General features: G+C 40.9%; 25 protein-coding genes and 1 pseudogene. 15 read left to right on the top strand and 11 right to left on the bottom strand.

All coding sequences use genetic code 11. The features are described 5' to 3' along the window. The first annotated feature begins 191 nt into the window (after positions 1–191). On the top strand, positions 192–491 hold the full coding sequence (locus CSQ79_RS19975) for a type II toxin-antitoxin system HigB family toxin (protein WP_099702907.1): 300 nt from the start codon (positions 192–194) through the stop codon (positions 489–491). Further along, entirely contained in the window at positions 445–873 is a 429-nt protein-coding gene (locus CSQ79_RS19970; protein WP_289501348.1) for a helix-turn-helix domain-containing protein, read from the top strand. Before CSQ79_RS19975 ends, CSQ79_RS19970 begins: the two co-directional genes overlap by 47 nt. Before the next feature lie 34 nt (positions 874–907). On the opposite strand, the gene CSQ79_RS19965 is transcribed toward CSQ79_RS19970, so the two are convergent. Together CSQ79_RS19965 and CSQ79_RS28135 are read right to left on the bottom strand one after the other, a co-directional pair. Continuing rightward, positions 908–1291: a hypothetical protein gene (locus tag CSQ79_RS19965; protein ID WP_099702905.1), complete on the bottom strand. Its 384-nt coding sequence runs from the start codon at positions 1289–1291 to the stop codon at positions 908–910. 62 nt (positions 1292–1353) lie between these two features. Then, positions 1354–1479, bottom strand: coding sequence for a hypothetical protein (locus CSQ79_RS28135; protein WP_289501347.1), 126 nt, complete (start codon positions 1477–1479; stop codon positions 1354–1356). A gap of 132 nt (positions 1480–1611) precedes the next feature. On the opposite strand from CSQ79_RS28135, the gene mazE reads away from it, so the two are divergent. From mazE to CSQ79_RS19930, 8 genes and pseudogenes are all read left to right on the top strand, one after another. Beyond that, entirely contained in the window at positions 1612–1848 is a 237-nt protein-coding gene (mazE, locus tag CSQ79_RS19960) for a type II toxin-antitoxin system MazE family antitoxin (protein WP_099702904.1), read from the top strand. Next, entirely contained in the window at positions 1835–2203 is a 369-nt protein-coding gene (locus CSQ79_RS19955) for a type II toxin-antitoxin system PemK/MazF family toxin (RefSeq protein ID WP_099702903.1), read from the top strand. The genes mazE and CSQ79_RS19955 overlap by 14 nt, the downstream gene beginning before the upstream one ends. A gap of 49 nt (positions 2204–2252) precedes the next feature. Continuing rightward, on the top strand, positions 2253–2444 hold the full coding sequence (locus CSQ79_RS27125) for a hypothetical protein (protein WP_143755478.1): 192 nt from the start codon (positions 2253–2255) through the stop codon (positions 2442–2444). 227 nt (positions 2445–2671) lie between these two features. Continuing rightward, positions 2672–2959, top strand: a complete 288-nt coding sequence (locus CSQ79_RS19950) for a hypothetical protein (protein ID WP_143755477.1) — start codon at positions 2672–2674, stop codon at positions 2957–2959. An 833-nt stretch (positions 2960–3792) separates the two neighbouring features. Continuing rightward, positions 3793–3906, top strand: a pseudogene (locus CSQ79_RS19945) (IS1 family transposase); the annotation flags it as partial. A gap of 307 nt (positions 3907–4213) precedes the next feature. Continuing rightward, positions 4214–6265 (top strand): serine hydrolase, encoded by a 2052-nt coding sequence (locus CSQ79_RS19940; protein WP_289501346.1) that lies wholly within the window; start codon positions 4214–4216, stop codon positions 6263–6265. 32 nt (positions 6266–6297) lie between these two features. Then, positions 6298–7185, top strand: a complete 888-nt coding sequence (locus tag CSQ79_RS19935; protein ID WP_099702901.1) for a TIGR02587 family membrane protein — start codon at positions 6298–6300, stop codon at positions 7183–7185. Continuing rightward, positions 7182–7595 carry a TIGR02588 family protein gene (locus tag CSQ79_RS19930; RefSeq protein WP_099702900.1) on the top strand — a complete coding sequence of 138 codons (414 nt, stop codon included), beginning with the start codon at positions 7182–7184 and terminating at the stop codon, positions 7593–7595. The genes CSQ79_RS19935 and CSQ79_RS19930 overlap by 4 nt, the downstream gene beginning before the upstream one ends. 204 nt (positions 7596–7799) lie before the next feature. Here CSQ79_RS19930 and CSQ79_RS19925 read toward each other — a convergent pair whose 3' ends face one another. The 7 genes from CSQ79_RS19925 to CSQ79_RS19890 all read right to left on the bottom strand — a co-directional run bounded on the left by CSQ79_RS19925 (position 7800) and on the right by CSQ79_RS19890 (position 15331). Then, positions 7800–8018 carry a WGxxGxxG family protein gene (locus tag CSQ79_RS19925; protein WP_099702899.1) on the bottom strand — a complete coding sequence of 73 codons (219 nt, stop codon included), beginning with the start codon at positions 8016–8018 and terminating at the stop codon, positions 7800–7802. 105 nt (positions 8019–8123) lie between these two features. Then, positions 8124–8399, bottom strand: coding sequence for a WGxxGxxG family protein (locus CSQ79_RS19920; protein WP_289501345.1), 276 nt, complete (start codon positions 8397–8399; stop codon positions 8124–8126). A gap of 360 nt (positions 8400–8759) precedes the next feature. Next, positions 8760–9785: an AI-2E family transporter gene (locus tag CSQ79_RS19915; RefSeq protein WP_099702931.1), complete on the bottom strand. Its 1026-nt coding sequence runs from the start codon at positions 9783–9785 to the stop codon at positions 8760–8762. A gap of 158 nt (positions 9786–9943) precedes the next feature. After that, complete coding sequence (locus CSQ79_RS19910; protein WP_289501343.1) at positions 9944–10423, bottom strand: hypothetical protein; 480 nt, start codon at positions 10421–10423, stop codon at positions 9944–9946. Between the two features lie 46 nt (positions 10424–10469). Beyond that, positions 10470–11720 carry a fasciclin domain-containing protein gene (locus CSQ79_RS19905; RefSeq protein WP_099702898.1) on the bottom strand — a complete coding sequence of 417 codons (1251 nt, stop codon included), beginning with the start codon at positions 11718–11720 and terminating at the stop codon, positions 10470–10472. 309 nt (positions 11721–12029) lie between these two features. Continuing rightward, positions 12030–13124: a response regulator gene (locus CSQ79_RS19895; protein ID WP_099702896.1), complete on the bottom strand. Its 1095-nt coding sequence runs from the start codon at positions 13122–13124 to the stop codon at positions 12030–12032. A 167-nt stretch (positions 13125–13291) separates the two neighbouring features. Further along, positions 13292–15331 (bottom strand): ATP-binding response regulator, encoded by a 2040-nt coding sequence (locus tag CSQ79_RS19890; protein ID WP_099702895.1) that lies wholly within the window; start codon positions 15329–15331, stop codon positions 13292–13294. Positions 15332–15559: 228 nt separating this feature from the next. Between CSQ79_RS19890 and CSQ79_RS27120 the strand changes: the two genes are divergently transcribed. The 3 genes from CSQ79_RS27120 (at position 15560) to CSQ79_RS19880 (ending at position 17979) form a co-directional block, all read left to right on the top strand. Then, positions 15560–15745, top strand: coding sequence for a hypothetical protein (locus CSQ79_RS27120; RefSeq protein WP_143755476.1), 186 nt, complete (start codon positions 15560–15562; stop codon positions 15743–15745). Positions 15746–15763: 18 nt separating this feature from the next. Then, positions 15764–16132: a response regulator gene (locus tag CSQ79_RS19885; RefSeq protein ID WP_099702894.1), complete on the top strand. Its 369-nt coding sequence runs from the start codon at positions 15764–15766 to the stop codon at positions 16130–16132. A 680-nt stretch (positions 16133–16812) separates the two neighbouring features. Next, on the top strand, positions 16813–17979 hold the full coding sequence (locus tag CSQ79_RS19880) for an HhoA/HhoB/HtrA family serine endopeptidase (RefSeq protein WP_099702893.1): 1167 nt from the start codon (positions 16813–16815) through the stop codon (positions 17977–17979). A 129-nt stretch (positions 17980–18108) separates the two neighbouring features. Here CSQ79_RS19880 and CSQ79_RS19875 read toward each other — a convergent pair whose 3' ends face one another. After that, positions 18109–19533 (bottom strand): carotenoid oxygenase family protein, encoded by a 1425-nt coding sequence (locus CSQ79_RS19875; RefSeq protein ID WP_099702892.1) that lies wholly within the window; start codon positions 19531–19533, stop codon positions 18109–18111. A gap of 240 nt (positions 19534–19773) precedes the next feature. Between CSQ79_RS19875 and CSQ79_RS19870 the strand changes: the two genes are divergently transcribed. Together CSQ79_RS19870 and CSQ79_RS19865 are read left to right on the top strand one after the other, a co-directional pair. Then, a complete protein-coding gene (locus CSQ79_RS19870; RefSeq protein ID WP_099702891.1) occupies positions 19774–20667 on the top strand; it encodes a mechanosensitive ion channel family protein in 894 nt (297 codons plus the stop codon). 210 nt (positions 20668–20877) lie between these two features. Further along, a complete protein-coding gene (locus tag CSQ79_RS19865; protein WP_099702890.1) occupies positions 20878–21186 on the top strand; it encodes a hypothetical protein in 309 nt (102 codons plus the stop codon). Positions 21187–21227: 41 nt separating this feature from the next. Here CSQ79_RS19865 and CSQ79_RS19860 read toward each other — a convergent pair whose 3' ends face one another. Then, positions 21228–22487, bottom strand: coding sequence for a SufS family cysteine desulfurase (locus CSQ79_RS19860; RefSeq protein ID WP_099702889.1), 1260 nt, complete (start codon positions 22485–22487; stop codon positions 21228–21230). Positions 22488–22522 lie beyond the last annotated feature (35 nt).

Below are 22522 nucleotides of genomic sequence, written 5' to 3'. Positions count from 1 at the left end.
GATGGCACAATTACAACGATTTCAGTTTGGGCGCAACCGCCTCTCACCAAAAGTGTCAAAATTCCAAAAAAGTCATCCACTTTTAATAATATTAGTGTTGACAACTTGTTCACATTTTGTGAACATAGAAGGATATTAGATTATTTTTCTTAGTTTTAATTGACTTAAAGAGGCTATTTTATCTAATATTCATGCACGTTATTAGTAATAAAAAGCTAGAAGAATTTTATGAAATTCATTCAGACGCAAAGACTCCTTTAGATAACTGGTACAGGATTGCAAGATCAGCTGAATGGAGAAATTTAGCTGAAGTGCGTCAAGTCTTTCCAAGTGCTGATCTTGCTAGCAACTCTACGATTTTTAATATTAAGGGCAGTACCTATCGACTCATAGTAAGTATTGATTATGCTAGGCGAATAGTTTATGTCAAATACGTTTTGACTCATGCAGAATACGACAAGGAGAAATGGAAAGATGACCCTTACTATTGATAAAAACGTTTATGGTTCTCTGTTGGTAGAATTTCAACCAAAAGTAGTAGAGACTGAAGAAGAAAATGAGAAGTATTTGGAGATCATTGAAAAGTTAATGGCGGAAAAAAACCGCACTCCAGAGCACGATACTCTCTTGGATCTTTTGGTGATTTTGGTTGAAAAATTTGAAGAGGAGCATTATCAACACAAAGGCTCAACTCCTCAATCTATTTTGCTGCACCTAATGGAGGAGCATAATATGAGTCAATCAGAACTAGCAGAATTAGTTGGTTCTAAAGGTGCTACTTCAGAAATCCTCAGTGGCAAGCGCGGTGTTAGTAAGCGATTGGCTAAGAAATTAGCAGAGTTCTTTCACGTATCGCCTGAGGTGTTTATTTAGTGGCGAAACTTTTGATATAAGTGCAACTTTTCATTTACACTCGCGACTCAAAATAAGCTGACCATTTGGCAGATGAAGCTGTAGTATCTCCAGGCCGTGTCGGTAAGCCACCACTACCTGTGATGATAAAGTTTCCCGTGGAGCGATCGCTACTACGAGCAATGCAACTATTAGCAACTAGCGTACCGGTGTCAATCACGTTTGCTGGTAATTCTGTCAAGCTGTTTTGGACAAATGTGGTGTCTGGTGTAGTGATGTTACCTGATGCGATCGCGCCACTCGCATTAACATCAACTCGGTTATTGCCATCAAGGATAGCGTAGTTCGTTTCTGAAACACTTGGGCGATAGCCAAAGCCAAAAAAGACAGGAGTATTCAGCGTAATGTTACCACCTTGACCTTCAGGTGCAAATGCCAAAATATCACTGTCATTAAAAGCAATGATTGAGTCAGCCGTTAGGGTAATGTTACCGCCACTTCCTACACTGCTAGCCAGGTCTGTTCTAATATCGCTGTTACCCCGCAGGCGAATATGACTTGCAGCGATCGTAATGTTGCCACCACCTGATTAAGTAGCAGCGGTAGTAATTCCGCCATTTTTGGCATTTAATTCTTCTCTGGCATTGGTTAAACATCTGCTATTAGACAACTCTAAGACAAAATACGAAATTGCAAATCTCTATCTCGAAAATCATACTATTTAGTATGATGAAAATATCCTTTTGAGAATGATTGCTTATGAGGCGAAAGATCGCTGTTACTCTAACTGAGGACTTGGTTGCCTTTCTCGACTCACAAGCTGATGGCAACCGCAGCCAGTATTTGAACTCCTTACTCGCAAAAGAGCGCCAGCGGACTATTGAAGCTGAATTAATTAAAGCGCTTCAAGATGATTGCTCTGACCCAGAGTATTTAGCTGAAATTCAACTGTGGGATACTGTTGTTGCCGATGGACTAGACGATGCCGAAGGGTAAACTCACTTATCGTCGTGGAGACATCTACTGGGTGGCAATGGAGCCGACAGTAGGGGCAGAAGTACAGAAAACTCGTTCCTGCTTGGTTATCCAGAACGATACAATGAACCAATACGGACAAGTCACGATTGTTTTGCCATTTCGCCCTGGTAGTAAGCAGGCTCCTTATGCAGTAAATGTCGAAGCTTCGCTGACTAACGGACTGGATAAAGCTCGCTTTGTTGATGTCGGGCAAATTCGAGCCGTCAGTTATCAAAGAATGCGCAATAAAGTTGGCGTCATTGAAGCTCACTATTGGCAACAGATTCGCCAAGCTTTAGATATTGTCTTAGGATTCGATTTAATTGATCCTTAAATGAATGTATATCATCGTTTCGCGATCGCTGCTGCGGCGTTTCTAGTCGATGGCAAAGACAATCCCATTAAAATGTCAAAAATGCGCGATGCTCGACGCGGCACAAGCTCAAGCATTGCATGGGGAAGAAGGTGACAATTGCTGGAATCCGCGTATTTGTTACAGTCGTCGCTCGTATGCACGGCATCGCGATCGCCGCAACCAAAGGCGCAGCTGCCTGCGCCAGGAAGAGTTAATATAAATTCCGGTTGAATTTGAACCGCTTCACCAAGTTACGTTCGCGGTGCTTGTGGTGTAACGTCATGCTGGAGCCGATACGCCTGTTCATGCGATTGCTGTTGAAGTTTGGCAAGGACAACATAAAATTGCCGTTGTACCTGCGGTGCATTGTGCAGGGATGGTTGCCAGTCAAGTGCATGGTTACGTGAGTAAGGTATTGAAAATGTTAAAAGTAGTTTGTTGGAAGTGTTGGATGCACAGATACACCGGAAAGCAGAACTATCTGAAGAGGAGATTTTTAATCAAACTTTGAATATTGCGCATGATGAAGATGTTTCAGTCTGGGTGAGGGCGATCGCCGCTTATTTACAACAAAATAATGACAATGCAGTAACGCTTGCACAATTGCAGCAAGCTTTGAATATACCGCTTGTTAATGTTTGGCTTGGTTTACTACTTTCTGAGAAGCAATACAAGTGGCAACGAGGTGAAAGTTTTTACCAGGATGCACGAGAAGTTTGGTTAACTACTTTTTAGCTGAGCAAGCAGCATTAGATTTTTACCTTTTGTACTTCCCTGTTATCATACGCATCATTAATGGAACTACATAACATAAGTTCGGGATAAGAAAAGGAGGAGAGTAACAAGCTGAAAATTGTGACCAATTCAGCCTCCCTGTCCTTATGTCTAGTTTAAAAGCTCTGTTTTGTGATGTTGATGATTTATTACCAGAACTTTGAATCGCAGTGGCGAACAGTCAATTAGTCGTAGTATTGGAGTGACCAACACATCTGCGTACTTGACCCAAGAAATAGACTTCTTGCGTGAATAATTAATAAGGTGGCACAAGTAGGTTAAGGAGAAAGCAGCCATGACCTACAGGCAAATCAAATACCTGAAACCAAGCACCTTCAAACGTAAATGCGGAGTGCCTCGCGAAACCTTTGACCAGATGGTGGAGGTGCTGCAACCCAATCTCGACCGACGGGGACAACGGGAGACAGTGTAAACTCAGTGCCCTTAGCCCAATTGTTGCTGGTACTCGAAAAAGGCGCGAGAATATCGCACTCAGTTCCATATTGCCACTAGTTGGGGATTGAGCGAATCTGCTGTCTGTCTAATGATTTACCTACCTCCCAAAGCTCCTGAAACACTTAATTTTCTAGTAAGAATTAGTTGTAACTCGTGATAATTGTCGGCTGCTATATTGGCAACCGCTTTAGTGAGTCTGCCAGCTGTCTACCAGCAAGAGGCAGTAGTATACGATTATTAGCAAGCCAATAACATGGTTCTACTCAGTCAGCAACATATGTAGTGGGCAAGGAGACAGAATTGATATGGCAGCAATGCAGGAGTGCATTCCCTTAAAACTAACCAGCTACCTTGAAGGGTTGAACAACGCACTTAGACAACGAGTATCGCGGCTATTGAGGAAGACCTTGTCGTTTTTTTAGAAACTTGAAAATCACATTGAGACAATTTAGAATTTTGTTTGTTACTATAATGAACTTGTCCGTTCAGAGTTATCCAGTTGTTAGCAAAAGCTGTTGATTTTCCACCCCTTAAGAAATCATCAATACCAAATTTATTCACTAAGTGGTAGCTTGACTTGGTGAATTTATCAATTCCTCCACCAATTCTCCACTATTTAGATTTATCTAGAAAGATAAATATAGTTGTAATTATTAATTTGAATTAGTTGAATATTCTTTTCCTCCTTAAATGAAGAATAATGGCAAGAGAAAAAGCTATCTGTAATACAAGAATTGACACAGTTGGTCAACCAAAGAAATGTTGTTTCAGAAACAAAACCAAGTTCTCAAAAAACGCAAGTATGCCTGTAGGTTAATTTCTTGGATAATTTTAGCTACTCTACTTCTCTCATTATCTGTGCTACCAAGTTGGGCGCGAAATACTCCAGCCGATATACAGGTTATTGATCGCCAACCAGATCAACCGATTACTGAACCAGTGCAATCTGTACCTGCGGCTCCTACTGCGCCTGGATTAAATGATCCGCAAGAATTTGAAGCATTTGTAGACAATTTCTTTAAAGAAGAAATGTCGAAGTCTCATATTCCTGGTGGAGTCGTTTCTGTAGTCAAAGATGGCAAGATCTTTTTTGCTAAAGGTTATGGTTACGCCAACGTAGAAAAGAAAATCCCAGTTGAAGCCGATAAAACTCTCTTTCGTGTTGCCTCGCTTTCCAAGCTCTTTACCGCTACAGCAGCAATGCAGTTATACGAGCGAGGATTGCTGCAATTAAATGGTGAGGTTAACAATTACCTTACAAATTTCCAACTAGAAAATCCTTATCCCGAACCAGTTAGAGTTGCTCAACTAATGACGCATACGGACGGCACTTCTCAAAGGCGGATTGGACTTGCGGCTCGCACCGCCGAGGAGATGCAGCCACTAGGAGACTACCTAGCTGACCAAATGCCGCCTGTCGTCTGGTTTCCAGGCAAACTCTACAACTATTCCAGTCATAGTAGTGCGTTGTTAGGTTATTTGGTACAAAAGATTTCCGGTCTTCCCTTCGATCAATATATCGACAAAAACATCTTTCAACCGCTGAATATGCCCCGCAGCACCTTTGTCCAGCCACCGCCACCACCCCTTGCAGAGGATTTGGCTATGGGCTATCAGTATCAAAACGGTAACTTTAAATCTGTTCCCTATTTATATCTCAACATTGCCCCAGCGGCTTCGCTGCAAACAACTGCTATAGATATGGCTCACTTTGCGATCGCTCACTTACAACTCGGTCGCTATGAAAATGCGCGTATCCTCAAGCCGGATACCGCCCAGTTGATGCACCAAACGCACTTTACCCAACATCCCCTATTACCTGGCACTGCTTACGAGTTTCACGAACGGCTGGAAAATGCGATTAGAGCGCTCACCCACTTAGGCAGCTTGCGTGGATACTCTAGTTCTCTTACCCTGCTAAGCGACCGAAACATTGGTATCTTTACTGCAACCAATAGTTTCGCTGGGATACATGGAAAATTACTATCTCAATTTTTTGACCGCTATTTTCCTGTTACTACACCTGCACGTAAGCAACCGATTTCCCTCACTCAGGAGCAACTGAATCGGTTTACTAGCATCTACCGTGACTTGGAGTATCCCCGCGACACCTTTGCTAAAATGAGCGCACCTTTTAAGCATATCAAGATTGAGAAAGGTGATAACGGCACTTTGCAGGTTCGGACTCCTAGTTTATTTTTTCTAGGAAATGCTCCCCAGATCCAGTTAGTACCTGTGGAACCGTTGTTATTCCAGCGAGCCAACGACGAAGCTTTCACTGGTTTTGGTGAGGACAGCAGCGGTCGAATTGCATTTGCGTTTAATCCACTGTGGCCCGTTATCGGAACCTTCGAGCGAATTCATTGGTATGAAAGGGTCTGGGTACAATTAGGAGTTGTTGGCTTTTGTGCTGTAGTCTTTCTATCAGCTGCGATAATTTATCTGATCGTGCCTTTAATTCAACGTTTGCGCAGTAAGCGTCAAAGACGACAAAAGTTGTGTTGGGCTTGGATACTTGCAGGTTTGATCGGTACTTTGAATCTAGTTTTTTTGATTGGCTTTCCCATATCAATTTGGCTGTATAACTTTTGGCGGCTAGTGTATGGCGTACCTGCTGTCGCGATCGCATTACTTTGTATTCCTCTACTTACCTCTGCGTTGACACTAGGATTGATAGTTTTTACCGCTTTGGCTTGGAAAAATCAGTATTGGTCTTTTGTAAAGCGATCGCATTATTCTTTAATAACCATAGCTGCGTTGGTCTTTATTCCCTTTCTTGCCTACTGGAATTTGTTGGGATTTCAGTTTTAGCAATTGGCGCTCTGTAGTTGGCACAAGAACATATGACAAATAATAATACAGCAAAGCGTCCGCAACAAAAAATTTGGTTAAGTGAGTGCGACGATTTAATGCGGGGTGCATCAGGTGGTTTTTTATTTGGAATTCCGCTGCTGTACACGATGGAAGTTTGGCAGATTGGTTCTACCGCTGAACCGTCAGAAATGTTAGTGGTTTTAGCAGTCACATTCATCATTATTTCTCTGATTAATCGCACTGCTGGTTTTCGCAAAAGTCAAGCTAACTCCCCCTTAGAAGCCGCAATGGATAGTGTGGAAGCGATCGCAATTGGACTTGTTTGCTCAGCAGGAATATTGATTCTACTACAGAGAATAACTTTAGAAATCACACTCAGTGCAGCGTTGGGTAAAACGATCTATGAGAGCATTCCGTTTGCGATCGGTGTAGCTGTAGCGAACGAATTTATCAGTGGCGAACGTCAAGACAAAAGTGGTTCTAAACAGGACAAAGCAAAACTACAAAACCAAGATCAGCTAAATGCTACTATCGCTGATTTAGGCGCTACCTCAATCGGTACTTTGTTTATTGCATTTAACATTGCGCCTACGGATGAAATCCCTATACTGTCGTCTGCAATTTCCGCACCTTGGTTGCTGGCGATTATGGTTGCCTCATTGTTGATATCTTACGGTATTGTGTTTGAAGCAGGTTTTGTCAATCAACAAAAGCGCCAACAACAACGAGGCTTATTTCAGCACCCCTGGAGCGAAACGATCGCCTGCTACTTAGTATCTTTAGTAGCCTCAGTTTTAATGTTATTTTTCTTCCACCAACTCAGGTTTGCAGATCCGTGGTTTATGTGGTTGAGCTACAGCATAATTTTGAGTTTACCATCGACAATTGGTGGCGCAGCCGGACGGTTAGCAATATGAGTCAAGGACAGCAACCCCCCGATCGAGAACAGCAAAAGCGATCGCTGGCTGAGTGGGTATCTTTTGGTATTGCTTCATTCATCTTGGCGGCGATCGCAGGTTTAGTAATTTATGAGTGGCTAGCGCAAGATAACCGTCCTCCCGCGATTTCTGTCAGACGTGCTGGGAACACTCGCCAAGTTCAAGACCAATTTTACATTCCTTTTGCTGTTACCAATACTGGCGGACAAGCCGCTGATGCAGTGCAAGTTGTTGCCCAACTGCGGGTTGATGGTATGGTTGAGGCAACTGGCAAACAACAGATTAGTTATTTATCCAAAGGTGAAACTAAAAAAGGAGCTTTTGTATTCAATCGCAACCCAAATCAAGGTGAACTCATCTTGCGAGTTACAAGCTATCAGCAACCTTAGTTCAAGCGCACAAGAGCAATAGAGAGAAAGCCTTATCTTGGTAGACTAAGGCTTTCTTTCAAGAACTAACATATGAAATTCACGACTTTGCTTCGATGATTTTCATCAGACTATGAGCATCACTTTACTACTGAGATGAATCTAAGACAATCTTTGTAGCTTAATAAAAGCTAGATTATGCTCTTGATAATCAGTTGCTTCGATTCAGCGATTGCCTTTTTTACCACTTAAGCCAAATAAACCAACCAAGCCAACTAAACCAATCCAACCCCAATCGAAATCATTATCTCTTTCAGCCACAACTCCAACCCCTGGACGTGGTGCCACAGTCCCAACTGGCTCTGTAGTGCAAGCAGGTAAAATTATCATACTTGCACCTAAAATAACAGTACCAACCGCTTGAATTAACCGAGAACGTTTCATAACTAAAGCACCCCCTATTTCCTCAATTTTTAATTGCTCGAAAAACTCTCAAAGTGAGTAGAAATTGAAGTTTTGTTTCTTGATTAGAAAAACGCCAGTAGTTGATTATTCCCTATAGTTATTGCGGACTGACTCAGGCTCTTGATAAGCAGTTGCATCGCTGCGACGACCTTTATCTTTACCAGCTAAACCAATTAATCCCAACCAACCCCAGTCAAAATCATTATCTTCATACACTCCTTCGCGTTCGTATACTCCTGCTCCAACTCCAGGTACTGCTTGAGCTGAGGTAGGTAGAGTTAACGGTATAACTGCTGTAGATATTGCTAGCAAGCTAACACCAACTAGTTTAATCAATTTACTACTTTTGGTTTGTTCCATGACTTCTATTTCTTACTAAGATTTTAGCTTGACTTATTAACATTAACCTATCAATAATAACTCTAGCTAAAGTCAATCTTAAGTAATAGAAAATCTCTTATATTTATTTTTGTATTTAGTATAAGAAACTACATCAATGTAATGTTTTTAATCTAAATAAATTACTAATCTTTTTAAAAAATAAATATTTAGTTTATATGCTAAATTATTTTATATTGTTAAGTTAATATTAAAAGTTCTACTTTTAATACTTTATGTTTTTGCTCTTGTTTTATTTTTGCAAGCACGAGTAATTGTACATATTATCTATTTATTCAAATATATTAGTGCAATTAAATTTAATTAGGTAAACAGTTTTAATTATTTTTTTTCCTGCCATTTGTTCATGATATCCTTGACCAAGACTTCTTTGAACCAGATTTGTACTATAATTAATAGCGGAATTGCCAGAAATAAACCTAAAAAACCAAACAAGCTAGCAAAAACTACGACTGCTAAGATGGTGAAAACTGGCATCAGATCTACTTCTTGCTTCATAATGAAAGGAACCAAAACTAAACTTTCAAATTGTTGAATTGCAATATAAAGTAATATAACTGCTCCTGCCTTCCAAGGAGCATCAAGCAGAGCAAGAAGCACTGGTGGAATGACGCTCAAAGTTGGTCCTACATTGGGAATAAATTCTAATAATCCAGCTAAAGTAGCATTGACTAAAGGTAGCGGTACTCCCAAAACTGACAGCCCAATAAAAGAAACTAAACCGATAACGACCATTGCGATGAGAGTACCTTTAATCCAACCAACTAAAGATTCTTCAGTTTCAGATAGTATTTCGTTAACTCTGCGTCGATAAAAAGCGGGAAAAGCAAGGATAAATACTCGTCGGTATTGAGAAGGGTTAGCTAATAGCATGATTGTTAGAACTAAGAATAGTAATACGCCCAAAATAGCAGTAAGCGAGTTGTTGAGGAAGACAAAAAAATTGCCTAACAACCTTGCTACCCAGGTTTGAAGCTGTTGTGGAATATTTTCTAAAACACGGAATTCAAACATTGCTCCTGGGATTCTAGATTGTAACCAATTCACCCAAGTATCAATTCTGGCTGATACTTGAGGTAGGACTCCAATCAGTTGTTGCAATTGATCGATAATACGCGGCACAATAACTGCAAAAAATCCAACAATGAGTGATAGTAAAATGACAACTGTAATAGCGATCGCAATTCCACGCTTAATATGATATTGCTGCATTTGTCGCACAATTCGGTTTAAAGCTGTTGCTAAGACTACAGCCGCAAACAACAACAAAACAACTTGCCGAATTCGCCACAGAATATAGAGAGAAATCACAAAGACAAGCAAGCCGAGCCATTGACCTAAGCGCACAATCTTGCCTCCATATTTTGCTTTTTCAAGCAAGTGGCTGGTTTAGTTCTCATTAGTTTTCAGTCATGATGAATCGTGCGATCGCGTTGTATATTGACTGCTGAAAAATTATATGCATTAGCTGCCTTGTTTAAGATTGACCAAGTTTTTAGAAAGGCTTAGTGGAGATGTTTACTATTGCAACAACGATATTCTGAGCAATTAATAGCTTCTTTAGTGAGAACCGTGACTGGATTTATGGCACACCTAAGATACGGATTCGTGGAAAAAAAATGACAGTGCATACAAGGGACGCGATTGAGATGACTTAAAAGATCAGTAGTAATATGGCTTTGTATTTTTTTCTGCAATATCCCAAAAACAATTAATGCCCCAGCAGCAATGGCTAAGTAAACAGATAAGACATTTCCTGCAAATTCAGGAGGATTTACTAAGTTTATATTTTCTCTATCTATCAGTCTTCCTTCGGGGATTTCTAAAATTAAATTTGGTTCATCCAAAATTTTTGGTTCCAAAGCTTTTTGATGAAGAGTTTTTTCATTCGCTATCGTATTTTTCATCAAATCGTTAGTATTCACCTCCGTTAAACGGACGGTAGTCGAACGCGCGATCGCATCAAACCTGTTATTTTGTAACATAGCTAGCTCCAAAAAAAGTTACATTTATTCGAGATTGCTATTAGAACTACTGCAACTGACTTAGATTGAGGTTAGGTGGTAGTAGAACTTCATTCACTGCATGGATAATTCCATTGCTGGCTTGAATATTTGGTTGAATAACTTTAGCGTCATTGACAGCAATTTGGTTTTGAGCCGGATCAATTTGAATGTTTACAGATCCATCTGCAAGCGTTTTTAAGTCCCCTGCTGAGAGTTCGCTGGCGGTAAATTGCCCAGGAACAATGTGATACAGCAAAATTTGGATCAAAACTTTGCTATTTTCCTGTTGTTGCAACTTTTCCAAAGTTCCTTCAGGTAACGCTGCAAAGGCTGCGTCTGTAGGAGCAAAAACCGTAAATGGTCCTCGTACGCTCAAGCTTTCTGCTAACCCTGTAGCATTTAATAAAGAAGTTAGTGTAGAAAATTGATTTGATGCTGCTACTGCAACCAAGTTGTTAGAAGTTGTCGGACTAGGCGTTGGGGTAATTGCAGGAGTTTGACCACTCGCAGCAGTACGACCTACAATATACTGAGTGGCTGCCACATTGCTAGCTAAAGGTTGCACTTGTCCTAACCGTACTAGAGCTTGATATATATGGGCTGCGGCTTCTGCTCTTGTGAGTGATTGTTGTGGATTTAGTTGTCTGACATTGGGATAGTTGACAATAAGGTTAGCTTGAGTTGCTGCTGCGACTTCATCTATGGCATAAGCAGGAACTGCTTCAGTATCTAAATAAGAAGTCGCGATCGCATTTTGCAGAGAACTATCAGCAGTCAAATTCAAACCATTTGCTAAAGCAACGATCGCCTGCAACTTGGTAATATCTTGTGCTGGTTGAAATTCTCCTCCAGGGAAGCCTCCCATAAACCCTGTTTCGTATGCTTCCTCAATCGCAGCTGTCGCCCAATAGTCGGTTGGGACATCGGTAAATCCAGAGCCTTCTAACTGGCGCACGCGGTTTTGATTAAAAGCTTTCTGAATCATTGCTGCAAACTCAGCCCGTTGTACTGGTTGTTCTGGTTTGAAAGTGCCATCAGGAAAGCCAGCAATGATATTTCTAGCAGCTAGCGCTTGGATAAATGGTTGCGCCCAATAGTTAGCCGCAACATCAGAAAAGTTAGTAGCTGTGCCTTGAACAGGTGACGGAGTTGGAGTTCCAGAAGATTGTGCAAAAGCAGGTTCAGAAGCTGTGTTGAGACTTACAGCACCAACTAATACTCCAAAAATCAGTAAAATAGCACTTAAAGAAGACGATCGCTGAAATAAACTATCCATCCAGTGTTCGCTTTTATTATGTTTTAGCTAAGCTTTGTTTATTCAGACTTTGATTAATGCAAAACCAAGCTCTAAAGATGTACAACTCAGTTTTTAGAGCATCAGTTGCTGAACAAACTAGCTATGTGCTGAAATTAAACTTTAATAGTGGAAAACTAGTGGAGGCTTTTGTCAAAGGCTTGCCTTGCGGCTTCCTTACCAGCACAAACATATTAGCTTTTAAAGCAAAAACCACAGTTAATAATTATTTATTGTCATCTATCTTTAAGGGTATATATCTTAACAAAAGAAGAGTTATATTTATCGTGCTTAAATATCTTTAGAATTTCGTTGACTGATAGATAGTTTACTCATAATTAACTTATCTGGGTTTTGTTTTGTTTCCTCTTCTAATGCTTCTAGAAGTTGACATAGCCGCAGACAGTGAGTGAAGTTATTAATATCTTTAGCTTCTAACAAAAACTCAATTTCCTGAGCCAGTTGTGAAGCTTGAGCGAAACCAAAACTACCTAAAGCACCTGCAAGTTTATGCGCCTCTAGAACAGCCTGCGATCGCAGTTGAAGACTCAGCGTATCAGAACATAAAGCTTCCACTGCTTGCTTGATCACTGCGAGGCGATCGCTCATTCCTGCGGTAAAAACTTCCCTGAACTTAGTTACTGCTGACAAAATTTCTTTTTGCATCTCGTTCAAATCGGACACTGTTGGTTCTGGATGCGAATCTTGCCATAGTGGGTTCAGGCGATAGCCTAAACCGTAAACGGTTTCGATAAAATCACTAGGTGCACCTGCGGTCTTAAGTTTTTGACGCAAGCTTTTGATGTAAGACTTGATCGTATCTTCTTGCGGCGGATCTTCTAAATTCCACAGGCGATCGACGATCGCACCCCGACTAAATGTCCGCCGAGTGTCGCGGAGAAACAACGCTAATACCGCATACTCTTTTGGAGTTAAATGCAAAACTTGCTCTTTGTACGTCACTTCACAGCTACTTGGATCGAGGCGCAACTCACCCCATTGCAACACTGGAGGTAGCGTAGAACATCCCCGACGTAACAAAGCGCGGACGCGAGCAAACAATTCTGGAAAATCAAACGGTTTGACAACATAATCATCTGCACCAGCATCCAAACCTATGACTTTATCAGTGCTAGTATCTTTTGCTGTTAGCATGAGAATTGGTATTTGCTCACCTTTTTGCCTGAGTTGCCGACACAAACTTACGCCGTCTAGCTTGGGCAACATTACATCAAGCAGAATCAAATCGTAGTTGAATGCGACTGCTAGTTCCCAACCTTCTTGACCGTCAGTGGCAACATCAACAAGACAATGCTGCTGTTGTGCAAGTGTTGCTGCAATAGATTGAGCGATTGAACTATCGTCTTCAACTACAAGAATTTTCATAGCAACTGTCTACTTCTAGAAGAATTATCTCTAGGAACAAAAGCTTTTTAATTTAACTGAAAGATTTTTAACTGGGGCAAACATCTATCAAAAGCAATGCCTTCTCGATCTCTATATGTGTGTTAGCCGATGCTCAGAAGCATAAACTAGTAACAAAACGCTCTCATTTAGAACTTCCCAGCCGTCCTCGCCAGGCTAGCAACAACAGCAATTAACTCAGCTGCCCTGATTGGTTTAGCAACATGAAGTTGAAAGCCTGCTGCTAAAGCCTTGGTATAATCTTCTTCTCTAGCGTATCCTGTCAAGGCTACGGCGGGAATTGTTCCCCCCATTTCTGGTCCCAATTCTCTAATTTTACGCATTAGCGTGTAGCCGTCTTCCCCTGGCATCCCAATATCACTAACTAACACATCTGGTCTTTGCGCGAGTGCCGTAAGTGCCTCAGCGACGGAAGCAACAGCAATCACTTCTGCACCAGCCTCATCAAGGACGACACTAATCCACTGCCGCGCATCAGGTTCATCATCTGCAATTAGTACGCGTAAGCCATTAAGCCTTGGCGGATTATTGAATGTTTTGGTATTCTCCCTAACTACATAAGAGTGCGCTCGCTCTGAATTGGTAACGGTAAAATTTTCTGGTGGGATAGTGTGATAAGGTAAGTTAATCGCGAACGTTGCGCCTTGTCCGATACCTGGGCTATTTGCTTGAATAGTGCCGCCGTGTAATTCGATTAGGTGACGCGCGATCGCTAAACCTAAACCCAACCCTTTATTCGTTCTGGCGCTCGTGCTATCTGCCTGACGAAAGCGATCAAAAACATAGGGGAGAAAGTCGCGATCAATACCTATGCCTGTGTCGCTGACTTGAATTTGAACATAATTTGGGGAGTAGGAAATAGGGAGTAGGGAATGGTCAGTTTCTCCATTTATTTTTACTGACAATCTGACTGTTACCTTTCCTCCTTGGGGTGTAAACTTAATCGCATTAGAAAGTAAGTTCCACACGACTTGTTGTAAGCGTTCTGAGTCACCCCAAACAAGGGGTGAGTGATCGCTGGTTTCTTCTGACTCTTGCATAAACATTAAATCAATTGCTTTCTCATTAGCAGCTGGTTGCACAACTTCGATGGCTGCGGTAATGACTGTTACCAAATCAACTCTATCGAAATTGAGTGCAAGATCTCCTCTGACAATGCGGGAAATATCAAGTAGATCTTCAATCAGTTGCATTTGCAAGTTAGCGTGGCGTTCAATTGTCTCCATTGCTAAAGCCGCTCGATTTTTATCTAGCATCCCTGTTTGCAACATTCCTGCCCAACCAATAATTGCCGTCATTGGGGTACGCAGTTCGTGTGAAACGATTGCCAAAAAATCGTCTTTAGCACGGTTGGCGGCTTCTGCTTCCGCGCGGGCGGCTTGTTCGCGCAGCAATAACTGTTCGCGTTCTTCCTCGGCGAGTTTGCGCTGAGTAATATCTTGCATAATTTTGGCAAAGCCCCGCAGATTTCCATTGTCATCGCGTAACGCGGTCACAATACAATGAGTCCAAAAATGCGTACCATCCTTACGAATGTGCCAGCGATTTTCTCGCGAAAAACCTGCGGCGATCGCTCTTTGCAAAACTTGTTCTGGTAAGCCTTGCTGTATTGCCTCTGGCGTAAAAATCCGTTCAAAAGGCTGCCCAATAATTTCTGCTTCCTGATAGCCTAATATCCTTTCTGAACCGACGTTCCAAGTCGCAAAAATGCCGTTTGAGTCGAGCATAAAGATTGCATAGTCTCTCACTCCTTCTACTAAAATGCGATAGCGTTCTTCGCTGTGGCGCAGCCTTTCTTGGCTTTGACGTAGATGCTCATAATTGCGTTGAGCTAGTTTTTGAGTTGAGCGCAGTCTTGTGTTAAGAGTGGTAATAAGTCCTGCTACGAGTCCAAATTGGATTACCCCGCTTATTCCTTGTTGGGTAGGTAGTAGCGTATAAAGTGGGGGGACAAAGAAATAATCGCATAGTACAGCAGACAAAGTAGTGGCAAGTAAACCTGACCTCATGCCACCATACCAAGAACTCACCATCACCGCTGCGAGAAACAACGGGTAAATATGAGGCTGGGTTAGCCGCCACACAAGTTTTGTTAACAGAAAAGCGATCGCTACGGCAATCATAGCAACGCTGTAGCCCTTAAAGTGAAGGCGCATCGTTCTCAGCATATTCTACAGCTTGGGCTTACTTTTCTGTGTTGATGTAACAAGTTTATCTTTCATCGTTTTTTGCCCGATTTTTCCACTTTTTCGCCTTATCTTAAGAACCGTAATAGTCTCAATACTTAGGTTTTTCTCAAGTTTGACAGCATTAACCGCATGCTGTTTATATGACTTTAAATCTAACAACTTAATAACAGTCCTGGCATAATTGCCCTAATAAAACCATCAAATTTTATGCAAAACCCTCGCCCTAGCAACGTTATAATTCGTATCGTGATGGCGATCGCCTTTCTATTTGCGCTTTTTGCAGTTGGCGCACTTATTTATCAGGCTTCTCGATTTACAAACACAGACGATGAGGAAGAATTAAGACTATATGAAAAACAACAAGCGCGATCGCTTGTTAAGTTAATAAATTAGAGCAGAAGGTAAAACGCAATGACAAAGAAGAGAATCTTAGTTATTGATGATGAAGATGATATTTTACAATTGATCCAAACTTGCCTAGAAATTATGGGCGGATGGCAGGTTCTAATTGCTCATTCAGGTCGTGAAGGCTTACACTTAGCCCAAGATCGTCAACCCGATGCAATTCTCTTAGATATTATGATGGCAGACGAGGATGGGCTAACTACGTTAAAAAAACTTCAATCTAGTACAATCACTAATACTATTCCTGTTATTTTACTAACAGCTAAAGGGCGCTTTTTGAGGCAAAGTTTTATAGATTTGGGGGTTAAGGGTATACTCAATAAACCATTTAATCCTCTGAAACTTGCTGAGCAAGTAGAAGCAGCTTTAAATTAAATAAAATATTAGTTGTAATCTTATATATCTCCTATAATACCTAAGCTTAATAGCGTAAAGATTTAATTTGAAAATAAAAAACAACTTATAGCAAAGCAAAGTAAAATTACTCTATGCCGAAACGAAAATAATAATTATTTGTATTTCAACACATACGTCACTAATTTTTATATTTTCCTTAAAGAAGTTATGAAATGTCCCTAAGATAGGATATAATTTTAGATACTGCATCAATTTGCAATAGCAATATTCAACAAAAATTTTATTTAAGACTACTTCTGAATTCAACCAGTAGTAAAGAATTACTTGCTCTCAGAATCTTTCTGGATAGTTGCTAAATGGAATCAATAATTATTTTTTTGATCTAACTCATATCTACCTCAAAATTGCTAATACCTAATAATGAGAGGGCGCACTGAATGTCCACTCTACCTTAAACAACATAAATAAGCGATCGTGCCTTATACCAATTCACTTTAAGATCGCTATAGATGACTGACGCAGGGATTAATTTGTGGCAAGCATTTAAAAAATTGGTATTACTACACATATAGTCAAAGTATTGGATGCTAGTGATAAGTGCCATAGCCTAGCTAATCTCCACCAGTTTTCCACTATTACGATCTAATGTTATAAATTCAATTCTGTCTCAGTTTTTAGAACTAGTATGTTTTACAGTTATGGAGTTGAACAACTTGCACAAGGAGACAATTAAGCAAATTCTCAAACAACCCATTTTATATTTAGGAATGCTCGTAATTGGTAGCGCTGGATGCGAATCTCTAGAAAATAGAAATGCTCAAATCCAACCTTCACCTACTTCACAAGTAGCTCAGCCGAACAATGGTAACTTTGTTGCCGAGGTTGTTCAAGAAGTAGGCTCAGCAGTTGTCAGAATCGATGCTACCCGTACAGTTGAAGTACCTGCTGCTAGTAACCCGCTAATTGAACGATTTTTTGGTGAAGAACTGTTTCCCCCAGAACAGCGAGTTCAACAAGGTATTGGTTCAGGATTTATTATTAGCCCAGATGGTCGCATTCTCACTAACGCTCATGTGGTGGAAGATGCTGATGAAGTATCAGTTGTGCTAAGAGATGGGCGGCGTTTTGCTGGAAAAGTTGTCGGTGCAGATCCTATCACAGATGTAGCAGTTATTGATGTCGAGGGAACAAACTTACCTGTAGTTGAGCTAGCTAATTCTGACAATATTGTCGTCGGGCAATGGGCGATTGCGATTGGTAATCCTCTTGGTTTAAATAATACTGTGACTCAAGGAATTATTAGCGCTACAGGACGAAGTGGTTCAGATATCGGTGTCAACGATAAACGACTTGATTTTCTGCAAACCGATACAGCAATCAATCCTGGTAATTCTGGCGGACCTTTGCTTAATGCTCAAGGCGAAGTCGTAGGAGTGAACACTGCTATTATTGGTGGAGCGCAAGGATTAGGCTTTGCTATTCCGATTAACACTGCCCAAAGAATAGCAAATCAGTTAATTACAACTGGTCGAGTTGAACACCCATACATTGGCGTGCGATTAATTGAACTGACACCAGAAATTCAGCAAGAAATTAATCAGAGTAATCTTGGTTTTAAAATTGAGCAAGAACAAGGAGTTTTAAGCGTTGACGTTGCTCCCAACTCTCCAGCAGCCCGTGCTGGTCTACGTCCAGGTGACATTATCACTCAAATCAATCAAGTAGAAATTCAAAATGCCGACCAAGTACAAGACTCTGTAGAAGCAACCAATTTAGGTAAAACACTCCAAATTACTGTCAATCGTAATGGTTTGCCTCAAGAATTAACTTTGCAACCAGAACAGTTACCAGCTGCTTCTTCGTAACAAGTTTGGTGAGCTTCCTTAAGTGAACTTCATCTGTTCAGCTTAGATTGCTGCTGTCGTCAGTCCTGTTGACTTTACCTAGTCCACCTCCGTGGATTAGCTGCGACTTTAGTCACCCAGCTATTTGGATCAATTTGATGCAGGTTTCCATGTACCGTGAAACCCCATTGGAACAACATTAGGCAATCCTAATCGACAAATTGGTGCTTCTGTAAGGCGATCGCCAAAGATCCAAACTTCACTGCTATTAGTATTACCATCATAAACAACAGTTACAATCCAACCGCGATCAGGATTTTCAGGATTGGGAACATAAATTGGTTCAGTAGGGTAGCGGTTTTCACCACAATCAGCGATCGCTAATGCTTGAGTTCGATAGTCAAAACGCGCGATCGCCCCAAACATCTCTTGGCGCGGATCAATTCCTGGGCGATGTATAGAAAGATAAATCTGCTGTGCTTGTTTGCCCATCAAGTATGGCGGAATGACAGGAAATTCACAATGGCGATCTAGGATATTTTCTATAGCTGTCACTTTCCCCAATCGCGGATCGAGACATATTTGCCAAAGTGCGCTTTTAGCAACTGTGTGGGTTTCACCCGTGGCGACTTCTTTGAGATATTGATTAGTTTGAAAGTCTTCATAGCGGATGACATCGACGATAATATTGCCGCGATCGTCTACATAACCATTGGCGAAATGCCATTGATACCAAGCTTCAGTTTCACCCTGACAAACTAGTGCTAAATCTCGATCAAACACTAAAAATTCTGTACCAAGTTGCGGTTGCCATTCTAACGAATCACTAAAATTATTTAAGCCGATGAGAATTGGTAAAGGATTGAGTCGTACAGGAGGTATAAAAAATACTAAATACTCTCCTGCTAAAACAAAGTCATGTACTAGCGGAACACCGTTAAGAGTATATGTCGCTTTTTTCAAGATTTTGCCAGTCGCATCGCTTTTGTAGAGATGTAGCGTTGCATTTAAGCCAGGGGTAATGCCAAAGTTGAAAATTTCTTTGGTTTGAGCATCAATTTTGGGATGAGCAGAATAAGGTGAATTATCTTGCAACCCTCCTAAGTTGTCACAGCCCCGTGTTGCCAAACTTTCTAAATCAAGCGCATGAGGATTACCACCTTCCCAAAGTGCTAACAGTTTGTCAGGAAGTGCTAACACCGAGGTATTTGCCGCGTTTTTAATGGGTTTGAACCACTGATTCCAAAATGGTCCTGGTGCTGCCATACCATAGTTACCATAAAGCAGTTGCCCTGCTGCGGCTTCTTCTTGATAACCTTGTGTTTGGACATAACGATATAAAGCTGTCGCTGCGGTATCAGCAAAATTTACTGCTAAGATTGCACCATCGCCATCAAACCAGTGTCCCATACGCATCTTTCCACGTTCAAGTCGGGCTGGACCATTGCGATACAGCGTACCACTTAGATTAGCGGGGATTTCACCGGATAAGATGGGTAACTTGGTATGAGAAAATTCCTTTGCAGGTTGCGCGATCGCATTTGCCCAAGATGGTTTTGATTTTGTCGCGTACATTCTTCAGCTTGTGTGCATACTTTCCTAAGATAGCAAGAACACTTTTGCACTTGTGGCTGCTTTAAGATTGTGACCTGTGCCAACTTTGCATATATGATAGCCCCATCTACGAATTGGAACTTATTTTGAGCTTTAAGCATTTTGAGTTAACTTTAATCATCATTGATAACTCCCCAAAGCGATAAAATGCTTGAGGAATTAAGTATTAAGTTGACCTAAGTGCTAGCTAAAATTTAGTTTATGAATGCTCTGATCCAGGAAGTACAATCAAGTTTATTGCAGTTGTTGGGTAGTGCTATTGAATCACTGCCAGCATTTGTAGCAGCAATCATCATTCTATTTTTAACACGTTACGCAGCTAATGTGACTCGGAGAATGACTTATGTCACAACTAAGCGGGTAGTAAAAAGTCAATCGCTGCGATCGCTTCTCGTGCAGATTACTCATGTAGCCACTTGGGTAGCTGGTATTCTCTTTGCCTGTGTACTAGCGTTTCCTGATTTGCGTTTGGGAGATATTATTGGCTTACTTGGTTTAGGTTCAGTAGCGTTTGGTTTTGCGTTTCAAGACATCTTCAAAAATTTTCTGGCAGGAGTCTTGCTACTTTTAAATGAGCCTTTTCGTTTAGGAGATCAGATTATTGTTAATGGTTCAGAAGGAACAGTAGAAGATATTACTATTCGCTCTACTCAAATTAGAACATATCAAGGAGAACGCGTTTTAATTCCCAATGCCATTGTATTTACAAGTTCCGTGCAAGTACTGACTGCAATGCCACATCGCCGGACTGATTTGGAGGTGGGTGTAGATTATAATACTGATTTAACAAGTGCAATTGATTTATTTCTAGAAACTGTCAAACAGGTTAAAGGTGTTTTACCAAGTCCATCACCTGAAGTTGATGCTGTTGCTTTTGGTGATAGTGCGATTGAGCTAGTAGTACGTTACTGGAGTGCGCCGCAGAAAATTCAGGTACGTCAAACAAGAACCCGCGTTATCGTTGAACTAAAACGAGCGTGCGATCGGGCTGAAATTAATATTCCTTACCCAATTCGTACGCTTTACTATTACAACCAAGAAAAATACAACGATCATTATCCGGCTGAAAATAATACTGATTCTCATGTAAATTAAAGTTCGTTTGACAAAAGTTTGAGTGGTTATACCAGTCTCTATCTACTTTGAATAATGAATTAGCATATGACGTATTTCTGATTCTGTAGAACCACTTATGTAATGTATTGTATTAATATCAGTGGTTTTGCGATTTCTCTGTTTGTCTAAATAGGATAGTATGTAAGGCAAATATTAAGCTATATATACTTATTACTAATCTTTCGATAAATGCTAAACTTATATTTCACTTATTTAGAGCAATTTGTAAATAAAATTAAATCTATTTTTTCAAAAAGATACTCATTTGAGCAAGTGCGATCGCCATTTGTTTTACTGAAACAATTAGGACTTTCTGGCTGGACAAGAATCGCTATTTATTTATTTTTAGACTACATTATATTACCAGCAGATCTCATTCACAAAATTCTACCAGATACTCAATTTACAGATATATGTTCTTCTTTATCTACTATTTCTTTGTCACTTGCTATATATATTGTTCCAGAGCTTAAAGAAGTCACTAGGCAACAAAACTAGAATAGCTATAATTCGGGTAAGTTACGCTCACCCGATATCACTTAACTGAAAATACTACCAAAAAATTCTATAGCTTCTTTCAAAGCAGCAATAAAGACATCAATTTCTTGCCGAGTATTATAAAAAGATAAACTAGCTCGTGCTGTAGATTGAATGCCAAGATGGCGGTGTAACGGTTGAGTACAATGATGTCCGGCGCGAATTGCAACACCTGCTTGATCTAAAATTGTCGATAGATCGTGAGGATGAACATCACCCACAGTAAATGCTGCTAGTGCGGCTCTGCCTAAACCTGCTACTTTAGGTTGAGGACCATAAGTTTGAATTTCAGGGATTTGTCCGAGTTGTTCCCACAAGTAAGCTGTTAATTCCGCTTCATAAGCATAAATATTATCTATACCAATGGCACTCAGATAGTCTACTGCTGCACCAAGGGCGATCGCTTCTGCAATTGCAGGGGTTCCGGCTTCAAATTTATGTGGTAAATCTGCGTAGGTAGCATGGTCTAAAAACACATCCGCAATCATTTCACCACCACCTAAAAAGGGTGGCATTGAACGAAGTAGATCTAATTTACCGTAAAGAAAACCGATACCAGTAGGAGCGCACATTTTGTGTCCAGAAGCCACTAACCAATCGCAGTCAATTTGCTGCACATCTATAGGCATGTGTGGGACACTTTGGCAAGCATCAATTAATACTTTTGCACCATGTTCGTGAGCGATTGCTACAATTTCTTTAACTGGGCTAATACAACCTAAAGTATTAGAAACATGAACTGTGGCGACAAGTTTTGTTTTGTCGGTAATGAGTGTTTTAAAGTGTTCTAAATCGAATTCTTGTTCTACTGTTAATTCAACAAACTTCAGAACTGCACCAGTGCGTTGTGCTAATAATTGCCAGGGAATTAAGTTGCTATGGTGTTCCATGACAGAGAGAATAATTTCATCTCCTGTCTGTAAGCTGCTTCCCCAACTGTAGGCGACTAAGTTAATTGCTTCGGAGGCGTTGCGGGTGAAGACAATTTCTTGACGTGAGGCGGCGTTGATGAAGGCTGCAACTTTATCTCTTGCAGCTTCGTAAGCATCGGTAGCTTTAGCACTGAGGGTATGAACGCCACGATGTACGTTGGAATTATACTGCTCGTAGTAATCGCGGAGTGTGTTGAGGACGAGTAGGGGTTTTTGGGATGTTGCGGCGTTGTCTAGATAGACTAAGGGCTTACCGTTGACTTCTTGGTGGAGAATGGGGAAGTCACTGCGGATGCGATCGGCTAGGGTTTTTTCTCGGGTGAGTGTCATGGTTAGAGGGAGGGGGGAAACGAACCTTACTAGGC

This window comes from Gloeocapsopsis sp. IPPAS B-1203, from assembly GCF_002749975.1.
Taxonomy (GTDB): Bacteria; Cyanobacteriota; Cyanobacteriia; order Cyanobacteriales; family Chroococcidiopsidaceae; genus Gloeocapsopsis.
Note: the sequence above shows the minus strand (reverse complement) of the source record. Positions and strands in the feature narration are given on the sequence as shown.